13 protein-coding genes and 3 pseudogenes are annotated in these 14,535 nt (G+C 53.0%); 2 read left to right on the forward strand and 14 right to left on the reverse strand.

The genetic code is table 11. The annotated features are described in order from the left end of the window. Positions 1 to 37 precede the first annotated feature (37 nt). The 6 genes and pseudogenes from PPOP_RS02400 to PPOP_RS21590 form a co-directional block, all read right to left on the reverse strand. Positions 38 to 547, reverse strand: a complete 510-nt coding sequence (locus tag PPOP_RS02400; RefSeq protein WP_042227126.1) for a CcdC family protein — start codon at positions 545 to 547, stop codon at positions 38 to 40. Positions 548 to 740: 193 nt separating this feature from the next. Next, positions 741 to 1,104, reverse strand: a pseudogene (locus PPOP_RS02405) (ATP-dependent helicase C-terminal domain-containing protein); the annotation flags it as partial. Next, positions 1,041 to 1,295 (reverse strand): hypothetical protein, encoded by a 255-nt coding sequence (locus tag PPOP_RS23255; protein WP_006284445.1) that lies wholly within the window; start codon positions 1,293 to 1,295, stop codon positions 1,041 to 1,043. The gene PPOP_RS23255 and the pseudogene PPOP_RS02405, both read right to left, overlap by 64 nt. Positions 1,296 to 1,497: 202 nt before the next feature. After that, positions 1,498 to 2,790 carry an NCS2 family permease gene (locus PPOP_RS02415; RefSeq protein WP_006284446.1) on the reverse strand — a complete coding sequence of 431 codons (1,293 nt, stop codon included), beginning with the start codon at positions 2,788 to 2,790 and terminating at the stop codon, positions 1,498 to 1,500. Positions 2,791 to 3,513: 723 nt separating this feature from the next. Then, entirely contained in the window at positions 3,514 to 3,777 is a 264-nt protein-coding gene (locus PPOP_RS02420) for a hypothetical protein (RefSeq protein ID WP_042227128.1), read from the reverse strand. A 429-nt stretch (positions 3,778 to 4,206) separates the two neighbouring features. Beyond that, positions 4,207 to 4,501, reverse strand: a pseudogene (locus PPOP_RS21590) (helix-turn-helix domain-containing protein); the annotation flags it as partial. 446 nt (positions 4,502 to 4,947) lie between these two features. Between PPOP_RS21590 and PPOP_RS25700 the strand changes: the two are divergent. Together PPOP_RS25700 and PPOP_RS02430 are read left to right on the forward strand one after the other, a co-directional pair. After that, positions 4,948 to 5,063: pseudogene (locus tag PPOP_RS25700) on the forward strand (LD-carboxypeptidase); the annotation flags it as partial. A gap of 174 nt (positions 5,064 to 5,237) precedes the next feature. Next, positions 5,238 to 5,417, forward strand: a complete 180-nt coding sequence (locus tag PPOP_RS02430; RefSeq protein WP_148277809.1) for a Mu transposase domain-containing protein — start codon at positions 5,238 to 5,240, stop codon at positions 5,415 to 5,417. A gap of 60 nt (positions 5,418 to 5,477) precedes the next feature. On the opposite strand, the gene PPOP_RS02435 is transcribed toward PPOP_RS02430, so the two are convergent. From PPOP_RS02435 to PPOP_RS02470, 8 genes are read right to left on the reverse strand one after another with little or no spacing between them, the layout of a single operon-like run. Next, positions 5,478 to 7,025, reverse strand: coding sequence for a contractile injection system protein, VgrG/Pvc8 family (locus PPOP_RS02435; protein WP_052516570.1), 1,548 nt, complete (start codon positions 7,023 to 7,025; stop codon positions 5,478 to 5,480). A 27-nt stretch (positions 7,026 to 7,052) separates the two neighbouring features. Beyond that, positions 7,053 to 7,490: a DUF4280 domain-containing protein gene (locus PPOP_RS02440; RefSeq protein ID WP_042227132.1), complete on the reverse strand. Its 438-nt coding sequence runs from the start codon at positions 7,488 to 7,490 to the stop codon at positions 7,053 to 7,055. A 25-nt stretch (positions 7,491 to 7,515) separates the two neighbouring features. Then, positions 7,516 to 8,040 carry a hypothetical protein gene (locus tag PPOP_RS02445; RefSeq protein WP_006284450.1) on the reverse strand — a complete coding sequence of 175 codons (525 nt, stop codon included), beginning with the start codon at positions 8,038 to 8,040 and terminating at the stop codon, positions 7,516 to 7,518. A gap of 13 nt (positions 8,041 to 8,053) precedes the next feature. Further along, the gene (locus PPOP_RS02450; RefSeq protein ID WP_006284451.1) at positions 8,054 to 9,187 is read right to left on the reverse strand and encodes a pentapeptide repeat-containing protein; all 1,134 of its coding nucleotides are present in this window, start codon (positions 9,185 to 9,187) and stop codon (positions 8,054 to 8,056) included. Positions 9,188 to 9,203: 16 nt separating this feature from the next. After that, complete coding sequence (locus PPOP_RS02455; protein WP_006284452.1) at positions 9,204 to 10,628, reverse strand: contractile injection system protein, VgrG/Pvc8 family; 1,425 nt, start codon at positions 10,626 to 10,628, stop codon at positions 9,204 to 9,206. After that, the gene (locus PPOP_RS02460; protein WP_006284453.1) at positions 10,579 to 10,905 is read right to left on the reverse strand and encodes a hypothetical protein; all 327 of its coding nucleotides are present in this window, start codon (positions 10,903 to 10,905) and stop codon (positions 10,579 to 10,581) included. Before PPOP_RS02460 ends, PPOP_RS02455 begins: the two co-directional genes overlap by 50 nt. A gap of 49 nt (positions 10,906 to 10,954) precedes the next feature. Further along, positions 10,955 to 11,734: a hypothetical protein gene (locus tag PPOP_RS02465; RefSeq protein WP_006284454.1), complete on the reverse strand. Its 780-nt coding sequence runs from the start codon at positions 11,732 to 11,734 to the stop codon at positions 10,955 to 10,957. Between the two features lie 30 nt (positions 11,735 to 11,764). Next, positions 11,765 to 14,431, reverse strand: coding sequence for an acetate and sugar kinases/Hsc70/actin family protein (locus tag PPOP_RS02470; RefSeq protein WP_006284455.1), 2,667 nt, complete (start codon positions 14,429 to 14,431; stop codon positions 11,765 to 11,767). Between the last annotated feature and the right edge of the window lie 104 nt (positions 14,432 to 14,535).

The raw sequence follows: 14,535 nt of genomic DNA on the forward strand, positions 1-14,535 counted from the left end.
TTTTTTCTGAATCATGTCAATGGCTATGCCGCCATCTCTACGTGGAGCGGTTCTCTTCCGCGCCTGTATCCGCAGAACCTGTCAGTTGCCGGTATTCCATCAGCATGGCCACACGCCATGGAAGCAGCATCCCGAACGCCAAGATGAAGAAGATGGACGCGCTCTGCGTCATCGAGACATACTGCTCCACGACATCATGCAGAATGAGCCGCAAAATCAACAGCGCGACGACGACCACGGTGAACATCGTAGAACGCTTCAAATAGACTTTCCCGTCGTTCACCTCGAACCGCGATGTGCGGATAAGCGGGTACGAGAAGCATACTGCACCGGCCACAAAAGCGGCACCCCCCCATGTCCACGGGATCCGCATCGCCGGTACGACAAACATGAGAAAGCCGAAGGCCATACCGACAGGCGGCATAATCATCTTCTGGGCGGATGTCGGCTTGTGGGACGCGCGCAGGCGCAGCACGATGACCGCCGTCCCAGCCGCGAGCGATAGAAGCAGTGACATGAATTGCGACGATACCAGGGCATGTGACATGGTCATTCACCTCAATAGACTAAAATAGAACCGGAGAGCAATCGTATCCCCCTCGGCGTCTATGACTTATTTTACACCAATATGACCTCGCTTACAAAAGATGCCCCATTTCGGGAATGTGAGGTTTAATAATGCCCAGCCTAAAATCGGTGAACCCGTAATGGATCGTTGCCGTCTGGGCGTGCAGCTCTGTTTATCCACGCGGCGGCTGCGGCCTCGCCCGACGTGTCGCGACTGCTTCATGCGGATCATCCGGCCAATAATGCTTGGGGTAGCGGCCTTTCAGATCTTTTTTGACTTCGAAGTAGGTGTTCTGCCAGAAGCTCGCCAAGTCCTGCGTGACTTGCACCGGACGCTGGGCCGGCGAGAGCAGGTGCAGCGTCAGCGGTACCGCACCGTTCGCGATGCGCGGCGTCTCCTTCCAGCCGAACGGCGAGCACCGGCCGAGCCGGATCACGGTAATCGATCAGGATTCGCGAACCGCTCGGCACCGTCATATGGGTCGGCGCTTCCCGCTCGAACTGCTGCCGCTTCTCCCACGGGAGCATCGCTTCGAGTGCCGCCGCGGCTCCAGCATTACGATGCGTTGGCCGCGAAGCCACGGCTCGTCCAGCAGCGCTAACGGCACGCGCGTCGTTTTGCCCGCCCCCGGCTCGGCGACGAGTACCGCCCCGACGGAAGCCAACAGGGCCTCCTTCAACGCGGGCAGGGCCTTCCCTATCGGCAATCGGTTCTGTTGCTCCACCATTCATTCACTCCAACTCCATGTCTGATTCCATTCACGGCTGCGGCAATCGGCAGCGTGACATATTTTCCATAAAGCGTCCGGCTTATTTGAATCCATATCCAACCCCAACCTTCTTTTGTTTAGCAAATACAAGTTCATCATACCATCGCGTTTGTTGGGGCAAGGGCTGGATTCCTAGATAGGCCAGCGCAAACAGGCTCACTCAATGCGCCGGGAAAAATACCATCTGCAGCGCGAAAATGACGCCGAAGACATAGAGGATCGGGTGCACTTGCCGACCTTTGCCGCTGAACAGCTTGATGAGCGGATAAGTAATGAAGCCAATCGCGATTCCCGTGGCGATGCTGGATGTCAGCGGCATGCTGATCATGATAGCGAATGCCGGAAACGCATCATCGAATTGCTTCCATTGGATGCGGGCCAGCCCCTCCATCATGAAGCAGCCGACAATGATCAGCACCGGAGCGGTAATGGCCGGGAGCGAAGAGATCGCTTCAATAACCGGTGAGAAGAAAAGCGACAGGAAGAACAGCACGGCGACGACGGCCGAGGTCAAGCCGGTTCGCCCTCCTGCGGCCACGCCTGCCGTTGATTCCACATAGGCGCTGGACGGGGTCGTCCCCATCAGCGAGCCTGCCGTCGTCGCCAAGGCGTCAGCTAGCAGCGCCTGCTTCGCCCGCGGAAAAGAGTTGCCCTTCATCAGGCCCGCCTGCTCCGCGACGCCGATCATCGTGCCGGTCGTATCGAAGATCGTCACCAGCAGGAAGGCAAAGACGACCGTGTACAGCCCATGCGTAAAGACGCCTGGAATATCGATGTCGAACAACACCGGAGCCACCGGCAGCGCCACGACGCCCGTGAACTTCATCAAGCCCATGAAGTACCCAATGACGGCTGTCAGCGCCATGCCGATAAATAAGGCGCCGTGCACCTTGCGGGCCATAAGGATAAGCGTAATGAACAGACCCGCTAGCGTTAGTATCGTGACTGGCTGGTGCAGGTCGCCGAAAGCGACCATCGTCGATTCGTTGGCCACCACAATGCCGGATGATTTCAAGCCGATAAATGCGATGAATAACCCGATACCTGCCGTGATGCCGAACTTGAGCGGCACCGGGATCGACTCAATCAACGTCTCGCGCAGCTTCGTAAAGGTAAGCAGCAGGAATAGAATCCCCGCCAGAAACACCGTGCCGAAGACAGTCTGATAGCTGACGCCTTGCGAAGCGACCACAGAGGTGAAGTACGCATTCATTCCCATACCCGGCGCGACGGCGATCGGATGATTCGCCGCCAGAGCCATGGTCAATGTCCCGATAATGGCGGAGATGACCGTTGCCGTAAATACCTGTTGGAACGGCACCCCTGCCCCCGACAAAATAGCTGGGTTGACGACGACAATATATACCATCGTCAAGAACGTGGTAAGTCCCGCTGTCATCTCGGTACGGGCATTCGTGCCATGTTCTTTTAATTTGAACCACTTTTCTATCATGAAGTTTGCTCCTTCCTTGCCTTGCGCATTGCGCACTTTCGTGTCCTGGCCCAAAACTGATTTTTTGTCAATGACATTGTCGATTCATTCGCCTTTTCGTCGGAAATTACCCAGGAAATGCTGTTGCGATTCTATCCCCCGCCCCGAAAACGAACAATATGTACAAGCCATTCCTCGCGCTTGCCAGCTAGGCTCATCCTCTGTTGAAAGCAGTTAGTCTAGTATTCCATGGCGCAGCACCAACCCATTCATTCCATGTATACGATTGCGATTGTGTGTTCTCTTGTCCCCCGGCCTCGTTCCTATCCTGTTCATTCAACCTCCGAGGTGCGCCGCTCACCTCAAAGACCGCTCCGTTCATCGCATAATCAGGCACGGCATGAAGTCCGTTATCAGACGAATGCTTCACATAACGTACTCAATAATATATCCAGTAATCCAATACGATCAGCACACAGGCTACGCCGCTCAAGCAGGCATCCTGCTTGGGCGCGCAGCCCACTTCCATTTACAGATTGGACAGGGTAGATCTACAATATTCGCTAGCTGCGCTTGCTTTTGCCGGGACGGTGTTCTGCGAGCCACAGCTTGGACAGATCATCCGCCGCCGAGGCGAAAGCAGAGACTGGACGCTAGCCGTCACTCCGCGCGCCCCGCTCCAGTTCGTCAGAGGAATGCCGCGGCGCAAAAAAACACCCTCATTAGAAATGAGGGCGAAACGCTTTATAAAAATCTCCTTCTCGGAATGCGGCGTCTTGTCTCCAGCAGCACGATGGCCAGCAGGTCGAACAGGACGAGCGGCAGTATGAACGGGGCAAAGGAGGTGTGCACTTTATTCGCATACATCACGGAACTCACTTTGAGGTAGACCCTCTTTTTATCCACCTTCACGATTTTTCCGACAAATACATTGCCATTTTTTGTCGTAATGCTGACCTGCTTGTTCAGGCACTGGACGCATTTTCTGTGCTTGGATACGGCAGGCATCGATTGACCTCCCTTGTGCTTTTGTTGAGACCAGTGTATGCCGGCTGCCGGGGAAGCGTGTGGGCCAGGGCTGTTGCAGGGCCATAGGTATCCAAATGACCTATAACTCCTTACTAAGTGACGCTAGGGAAAATATTTGATCGCAAGTACTGCATCTGTAATAGATGCCAAGCTTGTTGGCTGGCCTAACATCCCCCTTGCCAAGCTCCACACGCTGTAGCATTTCTTTACAGATCGAACATCTCTTTTCCCTGAAAAGAAAGTAAGATAGCTCTTTTGCCGAAAATTCTATCTCAAAGGAAGTCATCCGTTGCGTTCTCCTTCAATTTCAAAAATTGAACCTCTCATGGCTAAAGCCACGAGATTCTTGGGTAGTCCGTTCTACTGAGCAGAATGAATACATGATTACCACCAAGCTATCCCCGTAGCTCTTGATTTCGCAAAACGAACAAGTCCAAGTTTAGGGAGTTTGATTTTGTTTCCGTCAATCGCAATATTTTCGTTTGTATGTTTGGTCGTGTAAGATTGTACCTTGTTATTTTTAGACTTGAAGCGAGGTGTATCATTTTGTTTCTTAAAGAAACGTTCAAACGCATCGGTAAGATTCTTAAGTGATAACTGCAAGTGATTGAATTACAAAACGAGAGCAGCCGATTGTTTTAGCAATTAAGATTTCTTTCTTATTTGGATAGATGCGAAACTTATATACTTTGTTTACAATCATTGCTTTTCACCTCACTTTTTGATTTTGGATGTATTGTCGTATTTGCGCTTCCACATGTTCACTTACGGTTGCCACAAAGTAAGACTTTGTGGCAATATGGTATTGGATAGAGTACACATATCCTCTACCATGTTTGACTTCTGCCATGCTATCCACCTCAATTATAGGATAACATATGTCAAATGTCTTTCAAGTTTTAACCGCTAAATATCATTGTTTTTGTCAATAGATAAGTCAACATACGTCGGACCATAAAGATGGCAACAAGCCATCCCTTGTCCGAAGCCGAGAAGACTCATGACTGAAGTCACGAGTCTTCTCGGCTAAATCATAAAACAGACCTGGTCTTGATTTATCCGTTTCTTCATATTATCAGTATATCAGTTATGATATTATAAAATAAGGGAAATTCATAATTTGTTCTCGGGAAAGGTAACTTCTTGTAGGAAAGGCGGGATTCCCCCCCGAATGAAGGGGGCACCGGCGCTTGCGAAGGATCGAGCTCGGCGGCAATTTATGCACGTTGAATCTACTGCATGGCGCGGAATACATGCCCGATTTGCAGTGGGCCGGGGCATTTCAAGGCTGACGTTGACGGCAAGAGGAAACGGTTGTACGCGTCTGTTATGGTACTCGGCTACTCCAAACTGTAGGATCTCCACCGCCAAGTGCGTCACTGCTTAATACCTTCGCCAACCAACGCCTGCACGGGACAACATTCCGGGTGCCGGCGGAGATGCGGAAAGAGGAAACGCTGGTCCCAGTCACCGCGATCACCTTCGCACACGCAGAGCAGCACCAGCGGAAGGGTTCCAGCGACGGTTACGTCTCCTTCGAGGCGAACCGGTACACCGTTCCGTTTCCGTATATCAGCTCCATCGTGGAGGTTCAGGACGAGAAGAACGGCAGCCTATAGGATGGTCATTCCATATTCGCCATTACTGAACTTCTTGCAAGGTTTCTCTCCCCTGTTCTGCTATTGCCTTGACTTCATGGACAATTTGAGCTTCTCTACTACATCTTCTACCGGTAACTGATTTCGGAATAAGCGAGCTTTCGTGAACACTTTGCCGGACTGCGTGCTTTCCTTTCCTGCCGGTGAACTAGGCACTGGGGATTTGGTAAATCCCTGTACCGTCACATGACCTCCCTTAATATCGGTATCGCCATCCAACACCATACTGCTCGCTCCGCTCAAGAGATAGACAGCCTCTTTGGCCCGTATATCGAACCTTTTATCGGCTTCTAACGCGATATCTTTGTCCGCATGAAGAATGATAGCGTCCTGGCTATGAAGCTCAATGCCTTCGCTCTCATGCAGCTTCACGAAAACGTGCTCCTCCTGAGCCGTCATCCTCAGTTCATTGCCACTGAACTTGATCTCCTTTCCAGAGGGATTGCCCCAGTATTTCTCATTAGGTTGTTCCAGCTTCGGGGAATTCCCTTCTTGACGAAGAGAGGAGCGAACAAAGGACTCTTCCTCCCGATGGTTCGGGACATACAGTTGGACGGAGTCCCCAATCTGGGGCATACAATAGAGGCCTGTCTTTCCCCCTGTGACATAGGGAGAAGAATAAGGAAACCAACATGCATCCTCTTGTGTCTGTACATCGTCTATATTCAAATGGAGCTTCACTTTATCTTGTGCAGCGTCTATTACTTTTCCTTCCAGGGAAGCGCCTCGAATAGACTCGTTGCATATCGGTTGCCAATGGCTATCTACTTCGGCTTGTAAAATATATTCATGAGTAAGCATACCACCATCCAAAAGGGATGTAGCACCGGTAACAATCAGTGGCTTGTTCTTGAATAGAATCCGATCTCCAAGTTGATAATAACGTTTCGTTACAATGGAGTACCTGGTGACGCCCTCTTCCTCCTGTCCATAAGGATTCAGCGATCGAAACACCTGATAGTTCGAAATATCGAGAGAATCGGATTTGCTCTCAGACAGTCCGACCCAGAGCTTCGGGCAATCGGCTGTCGCCTCCGGAATAAGAACCGTCCCGAATCGGGAAGCCATACGTTTGAGGAACTGCCAGTCGGTTTCCTGGTACTGAACCGTGAATTGATCAAGCGACGCATGGTTAAATGTCAGATCAATAAAATCGGAGCCAGCGTAATCGGACAGAATCTGTTGAACCAATTCCTCGTACCGCATTTTATGATTCTGAAAGGAACGCGTTTTCGGCTTTACATCCAGACGATAGGAATGGGAGACCGCCTCCATCTCCAGATGATAGACGCCTCTAACGGCCTTAACCGCAATATCAGAGATGATCCCATGGAACAAGGTGCGAATAACGTCTCCCTCATCAGATAACTCGCGGATTTCAATTGTGTCCGTAGCGCTAGCCATATCGACGCAGCTTTCTTTTTTCTCTTCGGGAACAATCGCGGTAAGCAACATGCGCGCATGCTCGTTCACTTTCCTTTCAATTCGAAGCGTACTGAGGGTCTGTACCTCGTATGGTGACACAAGCTGTATATTCCGGTACCCTGCAAGCTTGGTTGATGTACTCACAAAATCCCCCCCCTATTGAGTATCATTCTAATTCTGCCCATCATTCTCAACCTTTATCTGCCCGCAAAACATGCACATGTTCGTTGAATCATTCAATAAAGAAGGGACATTGTCAACTCGTTTATCCGTTTTGCCGCCGAGCCAAGGTATCGTAATCATCGGCATACACGGCATCCGTTGGAGTACGCCGTTGTTGGCTGCCGTAGCCGCGGCGACGACGGGGTTCTGCATGCTCCCGCATGTTCCAAATGGCATGATGTTCACATTAGGGATATAATCCATAATATTCATAAGGGGCTTCCCTTTGATAAAGACGCCATGGCTCATCGGCGAGCTCAGACGGCTTGACTGTGAACCGAAGCTGCAGCTTATTGTCGCTCCAGCGACAACATAGCTTTTCTTTTGGCCGCTGCCAGCTTGAGGAGCCATTTCTATCTTGTTTTTCCCCGATTTGCCCGAACTCATCTTCATCGCCTCCCGTTTCCAATTGCTACACTTCATCCACCTTGGTTAGCTTCAGTCCGTGGAAGTCTCGCCTCAAAATGCTTTCTGCCAATATTAAGTTCACGACTAGAATCGTTTCATAGACGCCATCGATTTGGAAAAATGGGGCATCCCCGGCCATGTCCCTTCTAATTACAGACCGTTTGAGTGTGCCATTGCAGTGATACTCGCTCTTATGGGATAAACAATCGATGCGCTGCGGCAGTGTAATCCAATACACTTCCTGCCTCATCCGGGTGAAGTCGACCAGTCCCACGGGGTGATAGTACCGCCGTGGCAGAAACTTCTCAATCAACTGCTTGAGCTTATTGGACAAGAGAGGGATCGGCCGTTCAATAAAATCAACATATTCGATTTGTTCGCGGTCAGAGACAGGGAACTGCAAACTCATTTCTTTCAGTTCGTCAACCTGAGCTTCATCAAAAATGTCTTTGGGAATGGCCTTTCTTATGCCAACAGGTTCAATGGCATCCAGGATGCGATCATCCTGGGAGAGGATAAAGTAACTCATGCTCCGTGTCTCCTTACGTTTTCCAAAGGATCTGTTCCCATTGTTGCGGATCCAGCCGGAGCGCCTCCCGCTGGCGGCGAGAGAATACGGCATTCGTCAAATCCGCGCCCTCAAAGAGGGTGTCTACCACATTTGCTGCGGAAAAATCAGCTCCATGTAAAGAGGCTCCCGAAAAATCGGCCCCTGCCAGATCGGACCCGGCGAAGCGGAGTGCCGATAGACCGGGATAACGAAGAAATAAATCGTCCTTCCATCCGTCGGCCCCTGCCGCACCCCGAAAAACCGCTCCCCTGAGATCACAGCCGCGGAATTCGCCCCCGTGCACCTGGCTGCGGGAGAAATCAGTCCCTGCGAGAGCCGTATCGTGCCACTTCGTTCCGATCAGTACGCTATCCTGCAAGCTAGCACGGGATAGGTCGCATTGATTGAACACAGAGAATTGGAAGTGATTTTCCCCATAGTCTCCGTTTTGCAAATCCATGTTCCGATAGGATTCGTAAGCATATGCCGCCCCTTCCCTGTCCTCCAGCCATGCACGGATGGACGCTGAATCCCGCTCACACTCATATTGCTTGAACACCGCTTCACTCAGATCCATATATTCCCCAACCCGAATCTCGAATTCAGGTTCCTTCACAATATCCCGATATTGTTCCAACTCCACCGCTTGGGGCAGTGCAGCTCTTGCTAGGGCAATGACATAGCGATGGATGGCAATGGCCTCCGTCAGCAGCATCCGTTCTATGACCGGAACAGATACTCTGCCTCCATACATACGGCTGGCTGTCATCATCCTGCTCCGCAGCGTGTCGAGATGCTGGAATGCCCACCCGGCTTCATACTGCAGCACATAGGGATGGCGGTCAAATACCCAGCCGTTATCCATTGCCTCTACGCGATAGATATATCTGCCTTCCAACAGCTCGGTCCGGAGCATGGAGTACGTGATGTAACCGATGGCCCCTTTCTCTCCCCGTACCTGTGCATCCCGAATCTCCCGGCATATTTCTTGGAAGGAGGTCATAAATTCATCGGCCAGCCGTTCTCTCTGCGATTGAAAGTCCCGCTCCAGCACGAGCTGCACATTCGCCCGTTCCTGCCACACCACATGTTCTTGGAAATGAGCTATCGATTCCGCTTTGTCCACGTCATATCCCCTTAACTCAGTTCGTTTTTACTTCCTTCCCGATAATCGTAGCATTTCCATCGAGCTTGATGCTGCTCTCTTTGCAAGACAGGCTGATTTCATTTTTGGCCGATACGATGACCTTTTTGCCCGCATCCACCAGGATACTGTCCTCGGATATCAGCTTTATATCTTTCTTGCTATAAATGGCAATGCCATCTGTCTCATGTAATCTGATCAAGACTTCGCCGTCTTTTGCCGTAATGACAATTTCTTCAGGGCTCAGCATCAGTTCCTTACCCGTTGCCGTGCGGAAATATTTAATGTCCGGGTCGTCAAGCTTGTTCATCTCGTCAACCGATGAATTCTCGCGGGCGGCCCCGGTTGCGACCCCCTCTTCCTCCCGAGCGCTCGGAAAATAGATTTGCACTGGGTCGTCAATCTCCGGCATAACATACCAACCCGTATGCCCTTCAGCCGTATACATCGACGTATAGGGAAAGCAATACGCTTCCTCTTTGCTTTGCTCCTTGTCAATGTTCAAATGCACTTTCACCTTGTCGCAAACCACCTCCATGACTTTTCCTTGTATAGACACGCCTGCGATTTGCGAATGGGGAATCCTTTGTTGCTGCAATCCCTGCTTTGAACAGAGAACATATTTATGCATCAATAACCCGTTCTTCACTTCTGTTCTTGCTTCGCAGACGTACAAGCTTTTGCCTTTGAATCCAATCCAGTTGCCAAGCTCCAGCACCCGATCTGTCTCTATCTCGTAGAATATAAAATCGTTTTCTGTCACCTGCCGGGTATCATTTTCGGCAAAATGACGATAGGATGTCATGCGCTTGCGGACGGTATAGTGATCATCGTCAAGACGAGTCTGGGAGCTGCTATAGGAGATCCCAAAGTGAAATTTCGGTGTGTCAAAAACGGCTGTCGGCATGAGACCCGTACCGTAGCGCGACGCGATTCGTTTGAGGAACTGCCAGTCCGTCTCCTCATATTGCACCGTAAGCTGTCCCAAGCGTGCATGATGGGTCGCCTCGTCGGTAACATCCAGGCCCGGGTAATCCGAAGCGATAACATCCAATAGTGAGGGAATCGTCATCTCTTTGTTCTGGAATGATCGGCTCTTCCTCTTCACATCCAGCTTATAGGTTTGAGATATAGCTTCCACTTCGAGATAGTAGATGTCGCGGACAACCTTGATGCCGATATGAAGCACAATTCCGCTGAACAGCGGCTTACTTGTGCCGTCTTCATCAATTTGGGAGATGTCAACGGTCGTATCCGCATCGGTCATCTCCACATAACGATCCTTCTGTTCCTCAGATACAACCGCGGTAAAAGAGAGCCTCGTATGCTCATTTATTTTCTTCGTCATTGTCAATTGTTGCAGGCTTACTAGCTTATAAGGGGAAATTTGCAGTTGATGACAAGCGAGCGCCGACTGGCTCATCGTTACGTCCCTCCTTCCCAAAATCCAACGAGTCCATCCTCCCCCAGGCTATTGGCTTCCAATGCTTCACATGAAATGTTTTAGGCAGCGGAACCCGAAGCTTCCCGTTCAGAAGCAGCTCTTCCGTGAAGGGAATCGTCTCCCCGTTGATCTTCAATATAGTTTGCCGTGAGGTGAACAGCGGCGGCGGCATTTTATCCTCCTGCTTCCCCCGTGCTTCTTGTTCTTCCCACTCTCCATACAACAGTGAAATGATCTGCTCATCTACACGCTCCACGTCGCTTCTCCCTCCTTCGACTTCTTATCGTTGCTCCCGTAACCGCCGATCAATCTACAATTACCCGCTGCCGCCCACCGGGGCGGATATCCGGGGCCATCGCCCGGCTGCTGCCCGCTTCGTTCAGCACCCGCCGCAGGCCGGCGTAGAGCCGGTCGTTGGTCAGCCCGCGGAAGCCGGTGCCGAGCCGCTGGCCGAGATAATGCTGGATAACATCCCGCTCCACCGCGCCGCCGTTCAGGCACAGCATGGCGAAGGCGGCATCATAAGCATGCTCGGTGCCGGTCTTCAGCAGCTCCTGCGCAAAGTACCGCAGGACGAAGGGCGACAAGGTGCTCTGCCCGAGGCCAGCATACGGCACATGAATGACATTCAGCGTGTTGAACTCGGTAGACAGGTCGGCGAAGCTCTGGTAATCGCCCCGCAACCACGCGCCTTCCCTCAGCTTGAAGCGGCCCAGTTCCAGCTCGTCCGCCTTCACCTCGGGCGTGTCTTCGTCGAGCACGATCTCCCCCGGCAGCGTCGTGAAGTCGCTCGACGGCTGCTTCGCGTGGAACCGAATCTTGAGCACAGTCTCCCTTCCGGTCGAGCGGTAGGGCAGCTCATGCTCCTGCTTCAGCATATAGATGCGGCCCTCATGCTTGACGATGCCTTTTCCGACCGTCAGGCTGTGGGGGCCGACCCAAACCTCGGTCCCGGCCAGCACCCCGCTCGAGTAGGACTGATAGGTGATATCGACAAATTGCCGCGGGAAGTCCCGCAGATTCTCAAGCATGTCCGTCTTCAGAATCCGACCGCGATGGAAATGCGGAATCTGATGTATGAACAAAGGGCAGCCCTCCTTTCCCTTCTGTCTCGATTATTTCAAGCCGTCAAAGAAATCCAGCTCCGACAGGTCATTTTCGAAGGCATAAAACTGCTTCGCGCCGATGTAGAGCTCCTCGTTCAGCCGTGCGACCGGCACGGTGTCGAAGCCCCAGCTTCCGTCGCCGGCGAAGACGAACCATTTGGCCTCGCCGTTGGCGATCGAGTCTGTATCATCCTGCCGAATTCGATCGCCGTATTTCGCGGCGATCTCCTCATACCGCACCGGGCGGTACGCCGTGGAATCATTGACATAGACCGCGGTATAACGCAGTTGGCCGTCCGCATTGCAGATGTTGAACTCCATTTCATGCGCGCCTAGCGGCCGCGAGATCGAACCGCGCACTTGATCCAGCCGTTCGTAGCTCGCGATCAGCAGCTTCTCCTGCCCGGTGTGGGCCAGGGCGCTGACCGAGTACGGCACGATCGGCGCCTGGTTCGTCAGCCGCGGTTCGATCAGCCCCGCCTTCCGGGCGCTCAGGTAGCGCAGCGCACCGCGCAGGCAGGCTAGCTTCAGCTCCGGCACCTTGCCGGAATCATCCGCCTTCTGCCGGAACTCGATCGCCCGGCCGGGCACGAATTCCTTCAGCGCTTCCCGAAAGACGTCGATCCGGCACGATTGGCCGGTCAGCTTGATGATGGAATAATCCTGCAGCCGGCCGTCTCGGAAAAACTCGTCCAGGAACTTGTGCACGATCGCATAGATGTCAGCCCGAATAAGATGGTTGATCTCCTGAATATTGAATTCGACATCCGGCGGCTCGTGCACGTCCCGGAATTGCCCGTTCTCTCGTAGCGACAGGCACCACCGATCCAGGACCGTCAGATGCAGATCGTGCTCCGCCCGGCTGTCGCGGCCGGAAGCGAAGCGGCTCCGCAGAATGCCCGTCCGGCGGAAAAATTCCTTCTTCATCCCGTCCGCCATCTCCCACAGGACGTAGAAATTGTTCCGCACCCGCTGATACTCATCCCGGGAGCGGTGCTCGTATTCTTTGAACTGGGTCGGAATGACGGCCTCCGCCTCGCGGTAAGCGACCTCGAACGTCGCATAGACCGCTTCCGCCCCGAATTCATCCACATGGCAGTACAGGTCGGCCGCCGGGATGTCGATCAGCGAATCGATGTCCGGCACCGTTCCGGCCCCTGCTCCGCCGCCGCGGTAATACCTGGCGAAGACGATTTTCATGAATTGCATGATCCGGAACGTAATGTTGTTGCCGCCAAAGTTCGTATCCCCATTTTCATAGGACGTATGGATGTCCAGCTTGTAGGCAATGTGGCCGTCTTCAATGCGGAAGCGGCAGGAGGACAGGTCGGTCGTCCCTCCGCCACAGTCGATAACCAAGGCCTTGTATTCTTCCCCGTCGAGGAAACGCTGCTGCTCCATCTTATTGGCAATCGTGTTGTACAACACGGCCAGCCCTTCGTCGAGCGCATTGTCGGACTCGATCTGGTATTCCGGCAAAATGTCAGCAAACATCTCGATGAACTGTTTCTTCAGCTTGATCGGGCCCGACAGATGCAGATGGCGGAAGCGGCACTTGAACTGATGCTCCGCCATGTGGATGACATGAAGCATATAAGCCCGGATCAGCTCCTGCCGGGACACGGATGCCGCGTTCCCCTGCGCATCCATCACGTCTTCCCGCTTCTTGTAGTTGTTCACCCACCGCTTCATGCCGTGGAAGACAGTGGCACTGCCGCTGTAGCCGTTCCTTTTTCGGCCCCGCAGCGCATCGTAGCCGAAATGATAACGGATGCGCTTCGGATCGGAGCAGTCCGCGACGCCGATGATGGTCGGAAGCACCTCGATCCAATCCGCATCCGCAGTCGTCGGATCAGGGAACGCCACATAATTGATGCGATCGAGGCGAATGCGTCCGCTCAGTACGCCGTTCGTATGGGACGAAGCGATGTAGCCGCTGTCCAAATACGCTCCGGCCGTCGTATTCGAAGTGCCGAAATCGATCGCCAGTACGGCATCCGTCTCCTCCAGCTCGCGGATGTCCAGATCGATGACCGGAATTTTGTAATAATACAGATGGGCTGGCGGGAGCGGCGTGTCGCGGTAATACGTGCGGTACACATATTCGGACACCGCCCGCGGGAAGAAAAGCAGGCTATACTGGCGGTTCGCCGTCTTCTTCAACTCGGCCTCCTCGGCCATCGCCAAATAAAAGCTTCCCGGCGCCGAACCGTCCTTCACCAGATTGAGAATCGCACACAGCTCCAGATTTTCATTCACGAGCAGCACGTTCGATTCGGCAATCTCCTCCCCCGCCTCGACCCGGTAACCGTCGAACCGATCCAGCTTTAAGCCGGAGTACAGCGTCATCTTCGCCGGAATCCGGATATTTCCGGCATCGGGCAGCGGCGTGCCCACATACTTCTTCATGGCCGCCTCGACCCGCTCGAATCCGCCCGGCCGGACGCCAGTGATAAGCAAGCTCTCATCTGCGCCCCGGTATTTCATAATGGTCGCGACCAGTTCGTCATGAGCCAGCGTGTGGATTAGCCCCTCGATCAGCTTCTCCTGCTGGCATATGCTCCGGAGCTGGAATGTCGTCATCTCCAACAGTTCCTCCCGGTAATATTGCGCCCGCTTGCGGGTATCCTCCCGGCGTCCCGGCTGCGTATACAGCTTATACGAGTATCCGGCCATATGTTACCTCTCCCTCCGGCTGTCCTCTTCGTGACCTGCCCTATCATGAACGACCCATCCTTGCTTGCCCCCATGCGATGAACCGATAGCTTAACTTACTTAAC

Source organism: Paenibacillus popilliae ATCC 14706 (genome assembly GCF_000315235.1).
Lineage (GTDB): Bacteria > Bacillota > Bacilli > Paenibacillales > Paenibacillaceae > Paenibacillus_B > Paenibacillus_B popilliae.